This window comes from Gemmata sp. SH-PL17, from assembly GCF_001610855.1.
GTDB lineage: Bacteria > Planctomycetota > Planctomycetia > Gemmatales > Gemmataceae > Gemmata > Gemmata massiliana.
This window is the reverse complement of sequence record NZ_CP011271.1, coordinates 328419-349425: the sequence shown is the minus strand read 5'-3', so window position 1 is coordinate 349425 and position 21007 is coordinate 328419. Positions and strand designations below refer to the sequence as shown.

13 protein-coding genes are annotated in these 21007 nt (G+C 66.0%); 5 read left to right on the top strand and 8 right to left on the bottom strand.

Annotated elements, in window-relative coordinates; translation table 11 throughout:
* Window positions 1-32: 32 nt before the first annotated feature.
* Window positions 33-809: a hypothetical protein gene (locus tag VT84_RS39910; RefSeq protein ID WP_082838219.1), complete on the bottom strand. Its 777-nt coding sequence runs from the start codon at window positions 807-809 to the stop codon at window positions 33-35.
* Between the two features lie 207 nt (window positions 810-1016).
* On the opposite strand from VT84_RS39910, the gene VT84_RS01355 reads away from it, so the two are divergent.
* Both VT84_RS01355 and VT84_RS01350 read left to right on the top strand, forming a co-directional pair.
* Window positions 1017-1646, top strand: a complete 630-nt coding sequence (locus tag VT84_RS01355; RefSeq protein ID WP_052560960.1) for a sigma-70 family RNA polymerase sigma factor — start codon at window positions 1017-1019, stop codon at window positions 1644-1646.
* 134 nt (window positions 1647-1780) lie between these two features.
* Complete coding sequence (locus VT84_RS01350; protein ID WP_082838218.1) at window positions 1781-4276, top strand: serine/threonine-protein kinase; 2496 nt, start codon at window positions 1781-1783, stop codon at window positions 4274-4276.
* Between the two features lie 134 nt (window positions 4277-4410).
* Here VT84_RS01350 and VT84_RS01345 read toward each other — a convergent pair whose 3' ends face one another.
* On the bottom strand, window positions 4411-5430 hold the full coding sequence (locus VT84_RS01345; protein ID WP_082838217.1) for a ThuA domain-containing protein: 1020 nt from the start codon (window positions 5428-5430) through the stop codon (window positions 4411-4413).
* A gap of 202 nt (window positions 5431-5632) precedes the next feature.
* Between VT84_RS01345 and VT84_RS01340 the strand changes: the two genes are divergently transcribed.
* Both VT84_RS01340 and VT84_RS01335 read left to right on the top strand, forming a co-directional pair.
* A complete protein-coding gene (locus VT84_RS01340) occupies window positions 5633-8038 on the top strand; it encodes a prolyl oligopeptidase family serine peptidase (protein ID WP_082838216.1) in 2406 nt (801 codons plus the stop codon).
* Window positions 8039-8182: 144 nt separating this feature from the next.
* Window positions 8183-9121, top strand: a complete 939-nt coding sequence (locus VT84_RS01335) for an N-acetylglucosamine kinase (RefSeq protein WP_082838215.1) — start codon at window positions 8183-8185, stop codon at window positions 9119-9121.
* Window positions 9122-9134: 13 nt separating this feature from the next.
* Here VT84_RS01335 and VT84_RS01330 read toward each other — a convergent pair whose 3' ends face one another.
* The 4 genes from VT84_RS01330 to glnA form a co-directional block, all read right to left on the bottom strand.
* Entirely contained in the window at window positions 9135-9854 is a 720-nt protein-coding gene (locus VT84_RS01330; protein WP_157469075.1) for a hypothetical protein, read from the bottom strand.
* Between the two features lie 224 nt (window positions 9855-10078).
* Entirely contained in the window at window positions 10079-11278 is a 1200-nt protein-coding gene (locus VT84_RS01325) for an anhydro-N-acetylmuramic acid kinase (protein WP_052560954.1), read from the bottom strand.
* Between the two features lie 101 nt (window positions 11279-11379).
* Window positions 11380-12165, bottom strand: a complete 786-nt coding sequence (locus VT84_RS01320) for a gamma-glutamyl-gamma-aminobutyrate hydrolase family protein (protein WP_082838214.1) — start codon at window positions 12163-12165, stop codon at window positions 11380-11382.
* 187 nt (window positions 12166-12352) lie between these two features.
* Window positions 12353-13789: a type I glutamate--ammonia ligase gene (glnA, locus tag VT84_RS01315; protein WP_082838213.1), complete on the bottom strand. Its 1437-nt coding sequence runs from the start codon at window positions 13787-13789 to the stop codon at window positions 12353-12355.
* A 280-nt stretch (window positions 13790-14069) separates the two neighbouring features.
* Here glnA and VT84_RS01310 point away from each other — a divergent pair, with 280 nt between their 5' ends.
* Entirely contained in the window at window positions 14070-16091 is a 2022-nt protein-coding gene (locus VT84_RS01310) for a hypothetical protein (protein WP_082838212.1), read from the top strand.
* Between the two features lie 788 nt (window positions 16092-16879).
* On the opposite strand, the gene VT84_RS01300 is transcribed toward VT84_RS01310, so the two are convergent.
* Window positions 16880-19276 (bottom strand): hypothetical protein, encoded by a 2397-nt coding sequence (locus VT84_RS01300; RefSeq protein ID WP_082838210.1) that lies wholly within the window; start codon window positions 19274-19276, stop codon window positions 16880-16882.
* 25 nt (window positions 19277-19301) lie between these two features.
* Window positions 19302-20717, bottom strand: a complete 1416-nt coding sequence (locus VT84_RS01295) for a VWA domain-containing protein (RefSeq protein ID WP_082838209.1) — start codon at window positions 20715-20717, stop codon at window positions 19302-19304.
* Window positions 20718-21007: the final 290 nt, after the last annotated feature.

Below are 21007 nucleotides of genomic sequence, written 5' to 3'. Positions count from 1 at the left end.
CGTCAAGCCCGTCCGCAGATTCCTAAGTGGGGTTAGCGGTTCGCCAGATCGCGCGGCATCGGCGCGACTTCGAGTTCGTTCTCCTCTTCGCGCCCGGGGCGCCCCGGACCGCGTTCACCGGGGAACCCGCCGCGACCGCCCGGCCCCATACCCGGGAAGCCACCTGGCCCACCGAAGCCGCCCGGACCTCGACCACCCGGCCCCATGCCCGGCCCGCCGGGGAACCCACCGCGCCCACCCGGACCGCCCGGCCCCATTCCGCGTTGTCCGCCCGAGCCACCCAGCCCGCGCTGTCCCATCGGTCCGGCCCCGGGTCCACCGGAGAAGCCCGGGCCACGCATGCCGCCTCCGAAGCCGGGGTGACCGGGATGGTCGGCGTGAGCCGGGTGGTGCCCGTGGATCGCGTGGATCAACTTGCGGGCCGCGACCGCCTTGGCGGGATCGTCGCCGTCGGCCAGTTTCTGGAGCGCTGGGAGTGCCGCCGGGCCGACCGCGACGATTGCCCCACGGGCGCTGTCGCGCACCGTGTCGTGCGGGTCAGTGATCTTTTCGAGCAACACTTTCAGCCACGCATCCACCACCGCGTCGCTCTTCGGCGCCGGGGGCGGCCCCTTCTTGTCTTCAACCTTCTTCTTCTCGTCGGCTTTCTTTTGCTCGACCTTCTCGTCGGCCTTTTTGCCGCCCTTACCGAACTGCCCCTTCCCGCCGAACGGCGGTTGGTTGCCGTCCGGAGCAGCCGTCACAACAGCGGCCCCCACGAGTCCCAGTACCAGAGCGGCCGGAGCCAACACTTTTGAAACCCAGAACATCCCGTTTCTCCGCAGCGATAGGAGAGGACAACACGGGCGAATCGCAGCGCCCAAAGTGTCGCGTTCTCTGTCATAATGAAAAACGGCGAACGGCCCCGGTCACGACCTCTTACTCAGACCGTTATCATTACTTGCGCCCGCGTTCACGGTCGCGAGGAATGGGCCGGAGCCGTTTATCTTCACAACAGCGCTGACGCGAGGAATACGATGGCCGTCGAAGCGGAAGTGGAGATCGCGGAACTGCTCACCAAGGTGCGGGCCGGCGACCAGCAAGCCCTGGCAGAACTTTTCGCGCGGCACCGGAACAAGTTGCGCCGAATGGTTCAGCTCCGGCTCGATCACCGGCTTGCGGGCCGCGTGTCGCCGTCGGACGTGCTCCAGGAGGCGTACATCGATGCCCTGAAGCGCGTCGACCACTACTTCGAGAAGCCGGACCAGCCGTTCTTCGGGTGGCTGCGGCTGATCGTCGGCCAGCGCCTCGCCGACGTCCACCGCGAGCACCTGGCCCAGAAGCGCGACGTGGGGCAAGAGGTGTCCATCAACCGCGGCGGGCCGACCACGGACTCGGCGTGCCTCGCGGCGTGCCTGCTCGGGAACGGGAGCAGCCCCAGCCACGCGGCGGCGCGGACGGAAGCGTTCACCCACCTGGAAGAAGCGCTCAACAGCATGGACGCGCTCGACCGCGAGGTACTCGCACTGCGCCACTTTGAAGAACTGAGCAACACCGAGACCGCGGCACTGCTCGGGGTCCAACCCGCCGCCGCGAGCAAGCGCTACGTCCGGGCACTCGCCCGCCTGAAACAGATCCTCGAAACGATCCCGGGCTTCGGCGGGTAAGAGATTTCATGCCAACGAGAGGCGCGCCCGCGCCTCCTCCCCTCGCCTGATTTGCTATCCGTTAAACACCTCCGGGGCCACCGCCCACGCGGTATGCTATGCTGTCGCGCCCCAGGTGAAGAAAGCGGCCGATTATGAACTCCGACGATCGCGACCCGGTAGACGTACTGGCCGAAGAGTTCGCCGACCTGCTGCGGCGCGGGGAACACCCGTCCGTCAGCGCTTACGCCGCTGCGCACCCCGAGCACGCGGAACAACTCCAGGAGTTGCTCCCGGCCGTCGCTCAGATGGAATTGCTGAAGCGGTTCCGCAACCCCACGAGCCTGACGGAGAAATCGCTCCCCGACCGGCTCGGCGACTTCCGCATCGTGCGCGAACTCGGGCGCGGCGGAATGGGCGTGGTGTTCGAGGCGGTGCAGGAATCGCTCGACCGACCCGTCGCGCTCAAGGTACTCGCGCGGCACGCCCAACTCGACCCGGTCCAGCGCGAGCGATTCGTGCGCGAGGCACTGGCTGCGGCGAAGCTCCACCACACGAACATCGTTCCCGTATTCGGCGTCGGCGAACAGGACGGGCTGCCGTACTACGTGATGCAACTCATCCCCGGGTGCGGGCTGCATTCCGTGGTGCGCCAGTGGCGCAAGAGCCTGAACAAGAGCGACGAAGCCTCCAACGAAACGCGCGCCCACACGCCCAATACTCCCGTCGCGAAGCCCACGAGCACACCGGCCCCGTTCGAGGTGATCGAACCCGAACTCAAAGGCCCCGAGCGGAACGACTGGCGGTTCATTGCGGGGGTCGGGGTGCAGGCCGCAGACGCGCTCCACTACGCCCACAAGCAGGGCGTGTTGCACCGCGACGTGAAGCCCGCGAACCTCATTCTCGATGGCGAAACCGTCTGGGTCACGGACTTCGGCCTCGCGAAGATGATGCACATCCACGGTCTCACCGCGACCGGTGACATCCTAGGCACGCTCCAGTACCTCCCGCCCGAGTGCCTGACCGGGGCCGCGGACGCCCGGAGCGACGTGTACGGCCTGGGCGCGACCCTTTACGAGTTACTCACACTCGAACCGCCCTACGCGGCCGACAGCCCGGCCCAACTCATCAAGAAGGTGGCCGACGCGGACCCACCGGCCCCGCGCACGCTGAACCCGGACGTCCCGCGTGATCTGGAAACTATCGTCCTGAAGGCAATGGCCCGCGAACCGAAGAACCGGTACGCGACCGCACGCGACCTCGCACGCGACCTCGAAGCGTTTCTCGACGACCGCCCCATCAAGGCCCGGCGCATGACGCTCGTTTCGCGCGCGTGGCTCGCGTGCCGGCGCAACCCGACGGTCGCGTCGCTCGCGTTCACCACGACCGCGGCCCTTATTTTTGCGGCCGTGACAGGATGGATGGGGTACGCACGCGAGGAGAAACGCCGCAAGGATGCCGAAACCGCGACGAATGAAGTTCGCGAGATGTCCGACAAGCTCCGCGCGAACCTGAAGCTCTCACTCGAAACGTTCGCCAAGGTTTTCGAGGCCGCGAGCAGCAACTCGCACTCGAATTTCGGCATCATGATGCCAATGGCGGGGCGCGGACCGGAGAACCACATCTTCCTCAGTTTCGGGGGCGGTCCTGGGGGACCGGGCGGTCCTGGGGGACCGGGCGGTCCTGGGGGACCAGGAGGACCAAACGGTCCTGGTCCTGGTGGTCCCGGTGGCCCTGGCCCTGGGGGGCCGGGTGGCCCGAACGGTCCGCCTGAACTACCGGGACCGCGCGACTTCGGTGCGGACAAGGCCGCGATCCTGGAAGCGGTCCTCGCGTTCTACGACAAGTTCGTCGAGCAAAACGCGCCCGAAGACCCGCTACTCCAGTTTGAAGCAGCGAAGGCGTCGCGCCGCTTGTGCGAGGCGAACGTGCGACAGCGGCGCCCGGACAAGGCGATCACCGCGTACCGGCGCGCGGTCGCGCTGCTCAAGCCGCTCGTGGAGAAGTACCCCGACAACGAATCGATGCGAACGGAACTCGTCATTGTGTACCTGGTCGCGCCGCAGGAGGCGTACCCAAACGACCGCGACGTCCCCCTCCGGCGCGCGGCCGAACTCGCACGCGGGAACGTGTGGCTCACCGGGTCCGTGTTCGTTCGCGTCGGGCTGGCACACGAGCAGTCCGAAGACCGGCCCGAGGCCGCCGAAGCCGCATACCGCAACGCGATCGCAGCGTTTACTTCCGTGCCCGAAGACGACCGTCCGCCGCACGGTCACACGGAACTCGGATTCGTGCGCCAGCGCCTCGCGAGCACACTAAAATTCCAGGGAAAATTAACAGCCGCACGCGAGGAACTGGAACAATCGATCCGGGAACAATCCGAGTCCGTTGAACCGGGCGAGCGGCAACCGCAAGAGGGGCACCCGCGCTTCACCCCCGGGCGTATGCAACTGGCCGATACGTACTGGATGCTAGCGCAGGTCTGTAAGGAACAAAATGACACGCGCGCCGAGGAAAATACCCGCACGAAGCTTAGAGAGTTGGGTTTCCCCCCGGACTTCCCACCCGGGCCGTTCGGTTTGTGGTACGGGGGTAAAAAGGGAGAACGGGGTTGGGGCAAGAAAGACGGTTTCCCGCCAAAGAAGAACTGAGTGCAAGAGTGTTTCACCGCAGAGGGCACAGAGGGCGCGGAGTAAAGCAAAGACCGGAATGATTCGTTTTCAATCCCGTCTTTCTCCGCGCCCTCTGTGCCCTCCGCGGTGAAACACTCTTGCAAAAGTAAGTCTCACTTCAGCAAATCGGCCGGCGTAACACCGGGCTTCCAGTCGGCGTTGCCCTTGAACTTGAAGGCCGTCGGCTTGAACGTACCTACGAGGTCCACGTTCGTCTTGTCGGGGATCTTCGATTCCAGCCCCGCCGCCCAGAAGCACCCGTTCACGATCAGCCGCCGGGTGCCCTCGAACTCCAGATCTTGCGACGCGCCCATCGTGGTCGTGAACACGCGGCCGGTCTTGTCTCCCTCGCCCTTGTAGGTCTTGGTCCACGCGACCGGCATCATCGGGTCGTTCTTCTTGCCGTTCACGGCCTTCGAGTCGGGCTTCAGCGTTTCGGTCACCTCGCCCAGCACGAGGGGCGTGCTGTCACCGGGCAGCGGGAGCGTGACTGTGTACACGTCCGTGGTGCCGAAGATCGCGCCGGGCGCGATGCCCTTCAGAATCGCGTTCGACTCCTGGCCCTTCACGACGATGCCCCGCGTGCCCTCCTTGCCGTGCGAGCCGTGGTGCGCGACCCACGTTTCACCGAGCACCTGCTTGCCGAACCCTTGCTTGAAGTCCGACTCGCCGTTGCTCCACGAGAACTTCGCGAACTTCCGGTCCTTCGGGATGTTGAAGGCGTGGGTCGCGGTGCGTAGCCCGACCACGGGCTTCCCCGCTGCCACGTAATCAACGACGTGCTGCATCTGGTCGTCGGGCAGGTTGAGGAACCGCGTGAAAATCACCAGGAGGTCGGCGGTCTTGAGGGCTTCGAGTCCCGGAACGTTGTTGATGTTCGGGTTGACAGTTCCGTCTTTGGGGTCCACCGTGAACAGGACCGTACACTTGAACCCGTGGTGCTTGGAGAGGAGCTTCGCGAGCTGCGGGAGCGCCTCTTCGGAGCGGTACTCCTGGTCGCCGCTCACGAGGACAATGTGTTTGCCCTTCCCGGGACCGTCGCCGCCTTCGAGCACGACGGGTTTGTCTTCCGCGCGCCCGAGTGCGGGAAGCGCGACGAGAACGAGCAGGGCAGCGAATCGGATGCGTTTCATAGCGTGTACGGTGGGTGAGGGTGGCGGACCGATAACCTACCCCCCGGCCCCCTCCCTGAAGGGAAGGGGAGAAATCACCTGGGTTCGTTCTCCCCTTCCCTTCAGGGAGGGGGCCGGGGGGTAGGTTCTTCCAGGTCGTCGCTCAGTATACGCTCGGTACGCGAGCGGGTACACTGCCTGAACGACGTTCGGGAGGGCAGTCATGTTTCGTCTGCTGTTGTGTGGGGTGTGCGCGTTGACCATTTCCGTGGACGCCTTCGGGCAAGAGGGTTACCAGAAACCGCCGCAAGCGGTCATCGACATTCTTGATGCCCCCGCTCCGCCGGCCCTTTCGATCAGTCCGACGGGCGAAAACGTGCTGCTCGTGCAGTCCGCGCGGTACCCGTCGATCGAAGAGGTCGCGGCGCCGATGCTCCGGCTCGCGGGGTTGCGCATCAACCCCCGAACGAACGGCCCCGCGCGGCCCACGCGCGTCACCGGGCTGTCGCTGGTTCCGGTCACGGGCGGCGACCCGAAGCCGATCGCCCTGCCCGAGAAAGCCAAGATCGGGCTCCCGATGTGGGCACCGGACGGCAAGCGATTCGCGGTCCAGAGCACCACGGACGCCGGCATCGAGTTGTGGGTGTGCGCGCTCGATGAACTGAAGTTGGAGAAAATCAAAGGCGTGCGCCTGAACGCCGCGATCGGCGAATCTGCACAGTGGATGCCGGACAGCCGAACGCTGCTCGTGCAACTCATTCCCGAAGGGCGCGGCGATGCCCCCACTCCCCCGATCGCGCCGGCCGGTCCGGTGATCCAGGAGAGTGGCGGAAAAGCGGCACCTGTTCGCACGTTCCAGGACATGCTGAAAGACCCACACGACGCGGCACTGTTCGAGCACTACTGCACGTCGCAACTTGCGCTCATCAGCGGCGAAGCCGAGAAACCCACGATTCAATCGATCGGGAAGCCCTCGATCAACATCGGGTGCGATCCGTCGCCGGACGGTCAGTTCGTGCTGCTGTACCGCGTGCAGAAGCCGTTCTCGTACCTGTACCCGTACTCGGCGTTTCCGCGTGCGGTCGAAGTCTACAAGGCAACCGGCGCGAAGGACTCCACCGTCGCAGAACTGCCGCTGCAAGACAAAGTGCCCATTGAGGGTGTGCCGACCGGCCCGCGCTCGATCCGGTGGGTGCCCACCCTCCCACACGCACTCATTTGGGCCGAAGCACAAGACGGCGGCGACCCTAAGAAGAAAGTTCCACACCGCGACGCGCTCTTCACCGCAACTGCCGGCGGCGAAATTCGAGGTACGGAACTGTTGAAGGTCGAACACCGGTTGGCGGGGATCGATTTCTTCCCGACCGGAAACCGGATGCTCGTCCGCGATTACGACCGCGACCGCAAGTGGGGGCGCACGTTCCTAGTATCGAGTACCGCGCTGCTGGCCTCCGAGCCGAAGCTCCTCTTCGAGCGCTCCGTGCAGGATCACTACGGCGATCCGGGTACCCCGGTGATGCGGCAACTCCCGAGCGGGCACTCGGTCGTCCGCACCGCGGGCGACCCAGCAGGCGACACGTTCTTCCTGCGCGGCGACGGTTCGACCCCGAAGGGCGACCGGCCGTTCCTCGACAAGTTCGACCTCAAAACGACGAAAGCGGAGCGCCTCTACCACTGCCCCGAGGGGGTGTACGAGGAAGTGGTTCGAGTACTGAACGTGTCCGGGACGAAGGTACTCATTCGGCGCGAGTCGGTGAGCGAACCGCCGAACTACTACTACCGCGACGGCGCGCACGAAAAAGCTCTGACGAAGAATACGGACCCGGCGCCGGAACTGCGAAAGGCGAAAAAACAGCTCGTCACCACCAAGCGCGCGGACGGGACCACGATCTCGTTCACGCTGCACCTGCCCCCAGACCACAAAGAGGGCGCCAAGATTCCCGCGGTGTTTTACGCCTACCCGGTCGAGTTCGCGTCCGCGGATACCGCGAGCCAGGTCACCGGTTCGCCGCACCGGTTCACGAGCGTCACCGGTTACTCGCACCTGTTCTTCCTCACGCAAGGTTACGCGGTGATGGAAGTGTCCATGCCAATCGTCGGCCCGCCCGAAACGGCGAACAACGACTTCGTCGAGCAGCTTAACGCGAACGCGCAAGCGGCACTTGATAAAGCCGCCGAGTTCGGGATCGATACGGACCGCGTCGGGGTGATGGGGCACAGTTACGGCGCGTTCATGACGGCGAACTTGCTCGCGCACGCGAAGCTGTTCAAGGCGGGCATCGCGCGGAGCGGTGCGTACAACCGCACGCTCACGCCGTTCGGCTTCCAGAACGAGCGCCGGACGTTCTGGGAGGCACCGGAGATTTACGGCAAGATGTCACCGTTCTACCACGCGGAGAAGATCAAAGACCCGCTCCTCATGATCCACGGCGCCGCGGACAGTAACCCGGGCACGTTCCCGGTGCAAAGCGAGCGCATGTACCAGGCCGTGCGCGGAACCGGTGGCACCGTGCGACTGGTGCTACTGCCGCACGAGGACCACGGGTACTCCGCACGCGAGTCCATCGGCCACGTGCTCTACGAACAGATCGCGTGGTTCGACAAGTACGTCAAGAACGTTAAGAAGTAGTCCGAGGATCACCACAAAGCATCCGGAGCGGGGATCAAAGACTCACGCGAGTGGCGAGAGCGATCCTCGCTTCCACCGTGTCTCCTGGTCACTCCTTCGTATCTTTGTGGTGAGACATATTCGGTGTTGAGCAACGGGATTCGCATGGCTGCTTCGGCACAGTTGGTGATTGGGATCGACGGCGGGGCATCGAACACGGTGGCCGTACTCGCGGACGCGCGGACCGGCGCGACGCTGGGGCGCGGAGAGGGCGGGCCGTCGAACATTCAGGCCACTGGCGTCGAATCGGCCCTCCGGGAACTGAACGCGGCCGTTGTCGAAGCGTTCAAGGCAGCCGGGCGGCACCGCGAGCCGGTCGCGGCGGCGGCGCTCGGTTTGGCCGGCGTGGACCGGGCCGAGGGGCTGGAAGTCATCCGCGGGTGGGCCGATCTCGTACAACTCGCGGACAAAATCACGATCGCGAACGACGCCACACTCCTATTCGCGGCCGGCACGCCCGAGGGCTGGGGGCTGGCGGTCATCGCGGGGACGGGTTCGATCGCGTTCACGCTCGACGCCCGCGGAAACGACGCCCGCGCCGGCGGGTGGGGTTACTTGATGGGTGATGAGGGGAGCGCGTTCCGAATCGGGCTACTCGGTTTGCGGGCTGCGTGTCGCGCCGCGGACAACATCGGCGAACGCACTACGCTGCTACCCACCTACCTGAAGGCGCTCGGGGCCGACGACCCGCGCGAGTTCATTCCGGCGGTGTACCGCGGGAAGTGGGATAAGGCCGCGATTGCCGCACTCGCGCCCCTTGTGCTAACGGCCGCGTCTTCGGGCGACGCCACTGCGACCGCGATCTTTGAACAAGAAGCACGTGAACTGGCCCTGACAGCAGCCGGAGCGGTCGCAGCAGGCGGGTTGTCGTGCGAGAATGTTCCGGTGGCACTGGCCGGCGGGCTGCTACGCGAAAGCGAAATGTTCCGAAACCGCTTCCTGCACGAACTCCGCGGCTGCGGTGTTTCTCCGGGACCAGTGGGGTTGGTGGACGATCCCGTTGTGGGTGGGGTGGTGCTCGCGCGTCGGTTACTGGCGCAGTAGCAAGAACCGCACGCTACACAGTCGCCACGAGGTCGCCCCAACCGGGCGCCTCAAAGATTCGGTCCGCAATACGTTCGAGCCGGGCGCGGTCTTGGATCGCGCGCAACACACTCTCAACACCCGCCGGTACCGGGCCGAGTTTCTTCGCACCGATCCGGAGAATGAGTTGCTGAGCCTCGCGAACCTCACCGCGGGCCTCACCCACCACAACTCCCCGCGCGATCCACTCGTTCACGTACTCGGACTCGTCCACGTTCCAGTCCTCCAATTTTGCTTGCCAGATGGCTTTTCGACCGACTTTAGTCGCGAAAAGCATTGCGATTGCGGCCATTTGTGCTTTTCGCCGCCGATCGGGTTCGCTCCCGGCGAGCGCCTTCCATCGATCGATGATGTCGGAATTATCGCCTCCAGACATGAGCGGGAGCCAGGGCAGTAGTGCCGGCGCCCGGTGCCCCGCTTCGATCTCCGCTAACAGTTCTTCCGCCGATTCGAGTTCGAGATTGCGTTCGGCAACTTGGAGTTGAGCGTGAAGACCGGCCGCGGGCCAAGCCATCTCGCGCGACGCAGAACCGCATCCCGTCAGGTTAACGACCGCCGCGCCGAGGTGGAAGCGGCTGCCGCGCTCGGTATCCGGCTTTCGTTCGAGCCACAATCCGGACAGGTAGCCCACCAATCGCCCGAACATCTCCGGGTCCGGCTTCGTTTGGAATTCGATTGCAATCACCCACGGCACGCCGTTCTCACCAACGTTTTCGACGTGAGCCACTGTATCCGATACGCGATCCGCGTCGCCGGGAAACGGGACACCTCGCGTATCAAGCCAACCGCGAAATACGAAAGAACTCGTGGGCAACCGGAGGAGCTAACTCAGGAACGCGACCGGATCGAGTTTGGCCAAGAACCGACTCGCTTTGTCGTAATAGTTCTCTGGCATCTCGTCGCGTGAGTTGTGAGGTTCTACGCGGCCCAGTTCGAGCGGGGGTATTCGCCAGTTTGATCGGCGAGCCACGCGGCGCAGCGAGCCCAGTTGCGGCCGTCACCGGGGCAGATGTGGCCCAGCAAGCGCCCGCCGGTCGCGCCCGTGAGCACCGGTAAGTTCCCGGCCACCCCGTCGCAGGTTAGTGCGGCCAGAACCGCGGCGGCAGCGGCATTGCGCGATAGAGCCGGCACCCCCACGCATTCCGTACGCTCGACGCTATCGTTGAACTGCTTCGCCACCAGTTGCCACAAAAAGCCGTTCCGCACACCGCCACCCGAGAGCACTACGCGGCGCGGGCCGTCGGGCTTCATGAGCGCAAAGCGACACCCACCGCCGATCGCACGGGCAGCGAGGTGCGTTGCAGTGCAGAGTAGATCGGGAAGGCTCGCGTTCAGTTGGCGCACCGCGTCGAACGCGGCGAGCAAGAAACTGCGTCCGAAAGCTTCTGCGTGGACCGTTTTGGGCGGCGTGCGTGTGAGGTGCGGGTGTTCCGCCCAGCGCGCGAGGAGCGGCTCCAAGCACCGGCCCTGGACCGCGTGCTTTCCGACGCTGGCGGGCAGCTCTTTTCCGCGCGTTCCGTTGAAGAGGATCGCGTCGAGGAGTTGGTTTCCCGGCCCGGGTTCAAAGCCGAACGCAGTGGAAACTGTGCCCCCGGCGGGCACAAACAATACACTCGCCGCCGCTCCCAAGTGGATCAGGAGGCGCGATTCGGCAGCGTCACGGAATAACAGGAAATCGGCTGCGGCGGTGATGGGGCGCCCAGAACCGCCGGTCGCGCGGTCGCGGTCGGCGAAGCCGTGTAGCGTCGTGATGCCGGTCTGTTCGGCCACGCGCTCTGCGACTTCCGGCCAGTAAATCGGAACACTAGCAGCGGTTCGGTTCGGTTCGAGGATGCCGGCCGCGAACGTGTCGCGCGGCGATACGGCGGCCTTGCTCAGTGCCTGGCGCGCGGCGAATACGACCGTGTCGGCAACGGCCCGGAGGAATTCGGGGGGTATTGGGGTGGGTGAAGTGGCCGGTGCTCGAAGGATGTCGCGCACCGCGGGCGGGAACGCGATTCGGGGCGCGGCGACCGCGCGGGGCGTGAGGTCGAGGCCCAACCCTTCGACCCGCACCGCGGTCGCGTCCACACCTTCCAGCCCCGAGCTTACGGAAAGGCCGAGTAGGGTTCGGACCATGAGTAGTTCCGGGTTCCGGGTTCCAGGTTCCCAATATAAACGGACGGAGAACCCGGTGGTTCTCGGACCGGATCTGGGAGCGCGGAACCCGAAACTGAGGGCTACGCGGCCGCGAGGGCCACGTCCGAGTTCCGCACCGCGGCCTGGACGAAGCACTCGAAGATTTGCACGTCCAGCGCGCTGGCGGTGTCCGCTTCCGGGTGCCACTGCACGCCGACACAGAACCAGTTCGGGTCGGTCGATTCGATGGCCTCGATCACGCCGTCCGGCGCCTTGGCCGCGACGCGCATCCGCTTGCCCATCTGGTTGATGGCCTGGTGGTGCGTGCTGTTCACCCGCAGTTCTTGGGTGCCGTAAATGTCGTCGAGCCGGGTGTTTTCTTCGATGAGGACCATGTGCCGGTGCGGGGCGCCGGTCTGGTCGAAGTGCGGCAGCGCCTTCGGGTTGTCCGCGGGGAGGTGCATGTACAGCGTGCCGCCCGCGAACACGTTCAGTTGCTGCATCCCGACGCCGATGCCGAGAACGGGGATCTTGCGCTCAAAGATCTTGGCGAGCAGGTAGCGGTCCGAGTCCTCGCGGCGGCCCGGCATCGGGTTCACCACGGCCGTGAGCGGTTGCCCGTTGCGCCGCGGGTCCATGTCCGCCCCGCCGGTCAGCACGATCCCCGCGCACTGATCGAGCAGCGCGTCGACGTCCGCGAGGTTGTCCTTGCGGAGCGGCGGCAGCACGACCGGCAGCCCGCCGGCGGTCAGGATCGCATCGATGTAACCGACGTTGAGCTTGGCGAACGGGACGCCGTTCTTGGGGGCGATGAAGTCGGTGTTGACCGCGATCAACGGACGAGCGGGCGGCGCGGCGGGTTCTTTCTCTTTGGCGCGAGGGGGCATGTGCTGCAAGTCCTCCGTGACCGGCGTGCCTGGGGCGTCATGCCCGAGGTGAGAAATGTAGTGTAGCGGGCGAGAAAACTACGATACAAGGCCAATTCAGTGGCGCCCGGAATTCAGCCCCTGAGATTCAACGCTCGCAGGAAAAGCTCGGCGAATCGTAGTGGGGCTGAATTCCGGGCGGGCACGGTCACGAGTCGAAGTACAGTGCGAACTCGTAGGGGTGCGGGCGCACGCGGATCGCGGAGACCTCGGCCTTCCGCTTGTAGTCGATCCACGTCTCGATCACGTCTTCGGTGAAGACGCTGCCGTGCAGCAGGAACTCGTGATCGCGCTCCAGCGCGTTGAGCGCCTCCACGAGCGTACCGGGCGTCTTCGGCACGTTCTTGAGTTGCTCCGCCGGCATGTCGTAGATGTCCTTGTCGAGCGGGTCGCCGGGGTGCGTCTTGTTGCGGATGCCGTCGAGCATCGCCATGAGCATCGCGGCGAACGCGAGGTACGGGTTGGCCGCCCCGTCGGGGATGCGGAACTCCAGCCGCTTCGACTTCGCGCGGGACGAGTACACCGGGATGCGGATCGCGGCCGACCGGTTCCGCTGGCTGTACGCGAGGTTCACGGGCGCCTCGTAGCCCGGCACCAGGCGCTTGTAGCTGTTCGTGGTGGGGTTCGTGATCGCGCAGAGCGCCGGTGCGTGCTTCAGCAGTCCACCGAGCGCGTACATCGCGACGTCCGACAACCCGGAGTAGTCGCTACCCGAGAACAAATTCACGCGGTCCCCGCCCTTGTCCTTCCACAGCGACACGTGGACGTGCATCCCGCTGCCGTAGTCCTCGAACAGCGGCTTGGGCATGAACGTCGCGGCCTTGTTGTGTCGGCGCGCCACGTTCTTCACGATGTACTTGTATTTCAGCACGTTGTCGGCCATCGCGACGAGGTCGTCGTACCGCACGTTGATCGCGCACTGCCCGCCGCCGGCCTTCTCGTGGTGGTGGCTCTCCACGGTCATCCCGCACTGCATCATCGCGAGCATCATCTCGCTCCGCAGATCGTGTAACGAGTCCTGCGGCGGGCACGGGAAATAGCCCTGCTTGTACGGTACCTTGTACCCGAGGTTCGGGCGCTCGTCGCGCCCCGTGTTCCACTGCCCCTCGCCCGAGTCGACGTAGTAGAACGCGGAGTGCGGGGTCTGGTCGAATTTCACGTCGTCGAAAACGAAGAACTCCAGGGACGGCCCGAACATCGCCGCGTCCGCGACCCCGGTGGACTTCATGTAGTTGACGGCTTTTCGCGCCACGTTCCGCGGGTCGCGGGAGTAGTCTTCTTTCGTGAGCGGATCCTGGATGTTGCACAGCATCGCGAGCGTGACGTCTTTGCAGAACGGGTCGATGAACAGCGTATCCGGCTGCGGCATGAGCAGCATGTCGGACTCGTTGATCGCGACCCACCCGCGGATGCTGGACCCGTCGAACCCGATCCCGTCCTCGAAGGCGTTCTCGTCGAGCACCTCGGCCGGAACGGTGAAGTGCTTCCACAAGCCGGGAAAGTCCATGAACCGGAAGTCGACGGCCTTGACCTCGCGCTCACGAATGAACGCCAGAACTTCGCGGGGAGTGCGTGCGTGAGACATCGAGTATGTTCCGGGTGCGGCCGGGGCGCTCGGGTGGGGAAAGCGCGAACGCGGAGAGGAAGTGGCGCGTCCTGTCTTTATAAGTTCCGGGTTCCAACTTCCAATAGTTCTGAGTCTTGCAGTTCCAAGTTCCAACAGTTCCGAGTCTTGCAGTTCCAGCAGTTCCAAGTTCCAACAGTTCCAAGCCCGAGCCGGAGAGTGAGCGGCGGACAGCGACTTGCTTTCACTTGGAACTGCTGAAACTTGGAACTCGGAACTCGAAACTTCCAAAGGAGCACGTATGTCCGATTTACCGATTCGTCGGGTGGTCTTGTACAAGCACGGGGTCGGGTACTTCGAGCGCGAAACGAACCTTGAGGGCGACCAGTCGCTCTCGCTTTCGTTTAAGCAGCGCGAGGTGAGCGACGTCCTCAAGTCGCTGACCGTGCTCGATTTGAACGGCGGGATCGTGTCCGCGGTCAGTTACGACTCGACCACGCCGATCGAACAATTACTCGCGGAGATCGCACTCTCCATCCCGGATTCGGGCAGTCTGAAGGGGTTGCTGCCCCAAATTAAGGGCGCGCGAGTATCGGTGAAGCCGGCCGGCGGCTCCGCGGTTCAAGGCACAATTCTCGGCATCGACAAGACGGACGCGCGAACCGAGCACGGTCTCGAAGAAACGCACCGGCTCTCCCTCCTCACCGACGCCGGCGACATCCGCACGTTCGACCTCTTCGACCTCGAACTGACGCTCCTCGACGACGGCATCAAGCGCGACCTCGACTTCTACCTCCGCACCCAGCTCGCATCGAAGAAAAAGGACGCCCGCACGTTCACGCTGTTCGCGCAGGGCGAGGGGAAACGCACGGTCCGCGTGAGCTACGTGCTCGAAGCGCCCGTTTGGAAGGCGACGTACCGGATCTTGCTGGATGAAGGGGAAGGCTCTTCTCCCCTCATCCAGGGTTGGGCGGTCGTCGACAACACTTCGGACGAAGACTGGCAGGACGTGAGCCTGACGCTCGTTGCGGGACTGCCCGTGTCGTTCACGCACGATCTCTACACGCCGCGATACGTCCGCCGGCCCGTGGTCGAGGTGAAAGAAACGACGGGTGTGCTTCCGCCGATGGCCGAAGCCGGTGTGGAAGACTATGAACAGGCCGAGATGCTAACAATGGGAGCGTTTGCCGAAGCCGCACCCGCGCCTCGAACCGCAATGATGCGCAAGAAGTTGAGGGGTGAGGGTGGTGGTGGCTACGGCGGAGGTGGCCGCAAACCTGAGTCCGCGGTCTCCTCAGTTCAAGCGCAAACGCGCGAGCGGCAGGTAGGCGACCTGTTCGAGTACGGCATCGACAAACCCGTTACCGTGCGCCGGAACCAGTCCGCGCTCGTGCCGATTCTGCTGAAGCCGTTCGCCGGGCGCTCGGTGCTGCTCTACCAGAAGTCGGCGCGGGCGGAGAACCCGATCCGCTGTGTCGAGTTCGAGAACACGACCGGGCTCACGCTCGAAGGCGGGCCGGTCACGGTACTCGAACAAGGCAGTTACGTCGGCGAAGCGATGCTCGATACGCTCAAACCGACGGAAAAGCGACTGGTCGGCTACGCCGTCGAACTGGCGGTCCGTGTGCTCGACAACATCGACTCGCACAGCGACCGCGTGACGCGCGTGACGATCCGCAACGGCACACTCAAGACGCACTACGCCGAAGTGCAAAAGACGACGTACACGTTCAATAGTAAATCCGAAAAGGAACAGGTGGTGTACCTCGATCACCCGCGTGATGATTCGCACTGGAAACTAGTAGAGACCGCGAAACCGCACGAGACGACCGAAAACTACTGGCGGTTCCGGTTCCCGCTCCCGCCCGGCACCGCGAGCAAGTTCGTCGTCCAGCAACAGCAAACGCTGTTTCAGTCGTTCGGCCTCGCGGACATCACCGACAAGCAGCTCGCGGCGTGGGTTTCTGCGAAGTACCTCGACAAAGCGACCGAGAAGGCACTGAAAGAAGTGCTCGCGCAGCGACAGCAGGTCGGCCGCATTGAGGAGAAGCTGTCCCAGCTCAACGACGAGCGGAACAAGATCCACGCGGAGCAAAAGCGCATCCGCGAGAACCTCGGCGCACTCGGCGACCGGGCGAGCGAGAAGGCGCTCCGGGAGCGATTCGTCGCCACACTCGACAAACAAGAAGACCGCCTGGCGAAGATCACAGAAGAAGAGGTGAAACTGCGCGCCGACCGCGATGAGGCCCGCGAGCGATTGAACGCCGCACTCGCGAAACTCGAGTACGATGCGCCCGTACTCACAGAGCACGCGGGCTCGTGAAACGGCTAAAAACAAGAAGCTCGAACCCAACGCCACGGCCCGGCCGGGATGAGACATCCCGGCCGGGCCGTGGGTTCACGTTTCCGCGCCCGAACCGTGTTTCCCGATTCGGGTGGGATCGTGTTTACTTCTCACCGCCCGGGAGCAGTGGGACGGTGGGGAGCGCGATGTCGCCCCTGGTGCCGGTGAACACCGGGGTCACGTCGACCCGGAACGACTTGCGGTCCGGGTTCAGCTTGTACGTGGCCCGGATGTCCGCGGCCCCGGCCGAGATCCCGGCCTCGCGCGTCTCCGCCGGGGCCGACACGAGCGGGGCCTCGACCCCGCCCGACGACGTCACCGGGGCACCCAGCGCGCTCCCCGCGGTCCCGAACCCGGCACCCAGACCCGACTGCCCCGACCCCGCGCCCGGCGCCTCCGAGCGCACCTCACGGACCGCACCGAGCTCCTCGGACAGCACCGCCAGGGCCGTGCGCGAGCCCCCGTCCAGCTTCACCTCCACCCCCTTACCGCCCACCGGAACCTCCAACAGGTCCACGGACTGACGGTCCGTCCCCTGGAACCGGGTCACCTTGATCCGCGCGCTCCCACCCAGCGGGCGCCCGAACGCCTGCTTCACCGACACCGTGTACGCACCGGTGAACGCGCGCGCGGCCGCGTACACCTCGGACCGGTCCGCGCCCTGGGCCAGCAGGTCACCCTTGAGCACACCCCCGCCCGTGGTGCGCGTGTGGGTCGCCGAGCACACCGAGCCCGTCGGTTCCGACACCACCAGGTCCAGGTCCGCGTTACCCTGCCACTGGAGCTCGATCACCAGGTCCCGGCGCCCCTGCTCCGCGACCGCCCGGGTCAGGGCCTCGGTCCCCTGGCCCGCGTCCCGGAGCCGGGCCTCCAACTTGGGCAGGCGCGCCCGGGCCTGCTCGTGGTAGTCGATCCCGTCGCTCGTGTTCCAGTCCCGGGCCAGCAGACCGTTCGCCGCCCACACCACCGCGTCGGTCCGCACGTCGCTGGCCCGCTCCGCGTACGCCAGCGCGTTCGCATAGGGCGTCGGGTCCTCGGGGCTGCACGCGGCCGCGCGCCGGCAGAACGCCACCGCCCGGCCGTGGTTCTTCAGGTCCGCCTCGGCACGCGCCGCCCGCAGGTACGCCGCGGCACTGCCCGGGTCCAGGTCGACCCCCGACACCGACGCGCGCTCGACCTCGACCGGGCTCGCGCCCGCCGCACGGAGCGCCACGCCCAGGGCCTCGTGCGCCCACGCCTCGGTCGCCAGGCCCTTGCGCAGGTTCCCCTTGAGCACCTCGGCCGCGTGACCGTACTCCTCGAACTCCATCAGGAACTCCGCGCACGCCACGATCAGACCCGGGTCCGTCACGGTCCGGTCGATCGCGTTGCTCCACATCGTGCGCGGGTCCGTGCCCAGCTTCCGACGGTCCGCGACCGGGTCCACCTTCGGGTTCACCAGCGTCGGGGCCACACCCGCCACCGCGTTCACCGGCCCCCACCGTTGCCCGCGCCACCCGGCCCGATGACCAGGGCCCCGCCACCCGGGCGCCCACCCCCGGGCCCTGGGCGTTGCCCTCGGCCGTCTTCTTGAGCTTGATCGTGGTCGCCGAGTGGTACCGCGTGGTCCCGCGCACGATCAGCGCACGGGCCGGAGGGTAGTACCCCAGCGAGTTCAACTTGGCCGCGTCCACCGTGGGCACCTCGTCCTCCCCCATCCCCGGCATCGGCTGCGTGTTCGGGATGTTCGCCCACTCCCCCTTCGCCACGGTCTCAAAAATCAGGCGCATGAGCAACTGGCTCTGGTCACCGCCCTGGAGACCGAACTGACCCCCCAGGTTCCCGAACTGACCCAACTGCCCGCCCGTGATACCCGTGATCCCGCCCCCGGCACCCAGGTTCCCCTGGTTACCCAGCTGCTGGCCCGTGCCACCGAACGGCCCGCCACCGCCCATCGCGTTGAGCGGGTTCCCACCCACGCCCACACCACCCGCGCCGAACGGGTTCCCGAAGTTACCACCGATGTTCTGCAAGCCCCCACCGAACAGGCTCGCCTGACCGAAGATCGCCAGGCTCTGGTTCTGGAACTGCTGGTTCTGGAATAATGTTCGCTGATTAACGGACTGGGGGATCGGGATCACGAGGTCGGCGACCGGGAACACCTGGGTCACCTTCTCCTCGAGGCGCCGGTTGAACGTGGTGATCTCGATGTACTCGGGGCGCACGACGTACGTGGCGTTCATCGACAGGAGCACGATGTCCAGGAAGTTCCCGAGGGTGAGCCCCTGGAGCTGCGTGGACACGAGCTTCGCCTTGGCCTCCTTGATGTTCGGCTGCTGCTCCGCGTTGAAGTACTCCTCCATGATCACGAACGACACCTCGTACCGCTTGGACAGGAGCGACAGCAACTCGAACAGCGGGACCTCGTTGAGGTTCTTGTCCCCCAGGTCCACGGGCCGGGTCGGGTCCTCGATCTTGTCACGGATCTGCTTCAGCCCGGTGCCCCCGTTGGCACCCAGGTTCGAGTTCTCGTACACCTTCTTCCGGTACCCGGTGAGCTCCTGCCACACCTTCGCCGGGGGGAAGTGGACCGGGGGCTCGTCCGGGTACGGGATGTGAGACTTCTCGGTCTGCATCATCGCCTGCAGGAACCGGTCCTCGCGCACCCGGGTCAGCTCCTTCCACTCGCGCAGCTGCGTCGCCTGCTGACCGATGATGTAGCTCGCGGTCGCGGTCGGGGGCACCGCCAGGCCCTTGTTCGTCTTCTCCTGCACCATGAGCTGCGCCTCCTGGTACGCGAGCGCGTACCGGGCGTGCTGCATGAGCTGGCGGAACTGGTCGATCCGGTTCTTGTCGCTCGCCTGCGCGTCCGCGGCACGGTCGAACTCGCTGAGGTGCTGCCGGGTCCGGGCCAGGGCCTGGCGCTCCGCGTCCGCCTGGCGCTTGATCTCCGCCCCCTTCACGAACACCTCGCGCATCTGCGCCTCCAGGTCGCCCACCAGCTGGCGCCGGGCCTCGGCCCCGAGCCCGTCGTACCCCTGGATCTCGTCGCGCTGGCGCTTCAGGTCCTGGTACGCGCCCTCCGGGTCGGTCCGCAGGAACTGACGGGCGCGCCGGATCGTCGCGTCCACGAGCACCCGGTACCGCTGCTCCTCGATCTGGCGCCGGGCCGCGGCCTCGCGCACCAGGTCCGCCCCCCCGCGCCCGGGCTCACCGGCGGACCCGCCGCGGCCCCCCCTTGGGCTCCTGAGCGGCCCGGGCCGGGCCCCCGACCTGCTTGGCCAGGTCCGCCCGGGTCAGGGCCCCGGCGCGCATCTTGGCCACCAGCGCGGCCCCGTGCGCGGCCTCCCGGTCCGTCGGGTCCACCTTCCGGGCCGCGGCGTACAGCTTCTCGGCCTCGTCGAACCGGTCCACGCTCACGGCCCACACCGCCTGCGTCAGGAACTCGTCCCGGTACAGCTTCACCTGCGTGCTCGCCAGCGCGAGCGCCCGGTCCGACTGCAGCATCGCCGGCGCGTCCTTGTGGGGCGCGTTCCTCCACTGGGTCACCATCAGGTTCAAAAAGAAGTGGTCCACCCGCGGGGCCGGGAGCGCCTGCGACAGGTTCAGCACCACACCCTTGCCCGACACGGTCCCGTTCACCGTCGCGCTCACCCCCGTCGCACCCGGCCGGGCGATCCTGCCCATGACCAGCGTCGCCCGGTCCGCGCGCAGCGGGGGCAGCTTGGTCGGGTACGACTCGCCCACCTCGGGGCCGAACGACCACGTCTCGGGCTTCACCACCGCCACGTCCAGCGCGCCCACCAGGCGCCCCACGAACGCCTTCTGACCCGGCGCCTGCGACAGGTCCTCCTGGACCCGGACCACGGCCCCCCCCGTCAGGGCCGTGAGCCCGTGCAGGTTCTGCGCGTCCAGCTTCAGGCCCAGCGGCACCGCGAAGAACCCCACGTCGTCCCGGTCCATCCGCCCCCCCAGGGCCAGGCGCTGGGACTCACTCACGCGCTCGAACGCGCTCTCCCCGTCACCCAGGTACAACACCACCTGGTGCCGACCCCGGTTCGGGGCCAGCGTCGCGAGCGCCTTCTCGAGCCCCCCCTTGAGGTCCGTCGCACCCGAGCCGTACTCGACCTCGGTCAGGGCCCGCGCCGCTTCCGCCACGTCCTCCGCGCCCGGGGCCTGGAACCCCGCCGTCAGGGCCCGGGTCGCACCCGGGGTGCTCAGGGACCACACGCTCACACGGTCACCCGAGCCCAACTGCGCGGCCAGACCGGTCACGATCTGACGGGCCTGCTGGAGCGCGCGCCCGGCCTGGCTCGCGGACGTGTCCACCAGCACCAGCACGTCGCGCGGGCGCGGGGCCGGGGCCGGAACCTCGGGGCGCACCTGCCACGCGAACACGAGCTCCCCGTCCCGCGGCTGGTACGTGAGCACCGGAACCGTACCGAACTTGGTCGCCACCAGCTCGTCCACGAGCCGGCCCCCGTCCGGGCGCCCGCCCACCGGGCCCGCACCGGGCGCGGACGTACCCGTCCGCACGTCCCCGAACAAGGTCGTGCCCAGGGCCGCGAGGGTCGCGGACACCCCCAGCAGCACCGGCAACAACCGCAGCCGTTTCACGACACTCATTGCCCGTCGCTCCTACTGGTGAGAGGCCCAGTATCACTGGGCGGCTCGAATGAAAGGGAGAAGAGAGCGTGTTGAGAAAAGTACTCCGTCAGCCAGTTTCACGTTGGTAACGTTCGCCATTTATTTGCGAACGCGACCACCACGATGCGCTTCAAATGGAAAACCCATTCCAATCGTTCAACGATTGGCAAGCGTTGTGAAATTGGATATTGCTTGATAAAAATGAAAGCCAAAAATACTATTTAGCAAATGCCGCGCCAGTCGCGAACCGACCGATTCCGTGACCGCGA

Excerpts from the sequence above, each read along its gene's own strand:
- VT84_RS39910 (WP_082838219.1), bottom strand. The coding sequence starts at position 809 with ATGTTCTGGGTTTCAAAAGTGTTGGCTCCGGCCGCTCTGGTACTGGGA.
- VT84_RS01355 (WP_052560960.1), top strand. The coding sequence starts at position 1,017 with ATGGCCGTCGAAGCGGAAGTGGAGATCGCGGAACTGCTCACCAAGGTG.
- VT84_RS01350 (WP_082838218.1), top strand. The coding sequence starts at position 1,781 with ATGAACTCCGACGATCGCGACCCGGTAGACGTACTGGCCGAAGAGTTC.
- VT84_RS01345 (WP_082838217.1), bottom strand. The coding sequence starts at position 5,430 with ATGAAACGCATCCGATTCGCTGCCCTGCTCGTTCTCGTCGCGCTTCCC.
- VT84_RS01340 (WP_082838216.1), top strand. The coding sequence starts at position 5,633 with ATGTTTCGTCTGCTGTTGTGTGGGGTGTGCGCGTTGACCATTTCCGTG.
- VT84_RS01335 (WP_082838215.1), top strand. The coding sequence starts at position 8,183 with ATGGCTGCTTCGGCACAGTTGGTGATTGGGATCGACGGCGGGGCATCG.
- VT84_RS01325 (WP_052560954.1), bottom strand. The coding sequence starts at position 11,278 with ATGGTCCGAACCCTACTCGGCCTTTCCGTAAGCTCGGGGCTGGAAGGT.
- VT84_RS01320 (WP_082838214.1), bottom strand. The coding sequence starts at position 12,165 with ATGCCCCCTCGCGCCAAAGAGAAAGAACCCGCCGCGCCGCCCGCTCGT.
- glnA (WP_082838213.1), bottom strand. The coding sequence starts at position 13,789 with ATGTCTCACGCACGCACTCCCCGCGAAGTTCTGGCGTTCATTCGTGAG.
- VT84_RS01310 (WP_082838212.1), top strand. The coding sequence starts at position 14,070 with ATGTCCGATTTACCGATTCGTCGGGTGGTCTTGTACAAGCACGGGGTC.
- VT84_RS01295 (WP_082838209.1), bottom strand. The coding sequence starts at position 20,717 with ATGAGTGTCGTGAAACGGCTGCGGTTGTTGCCGGTGCTGCTGGGGGTG.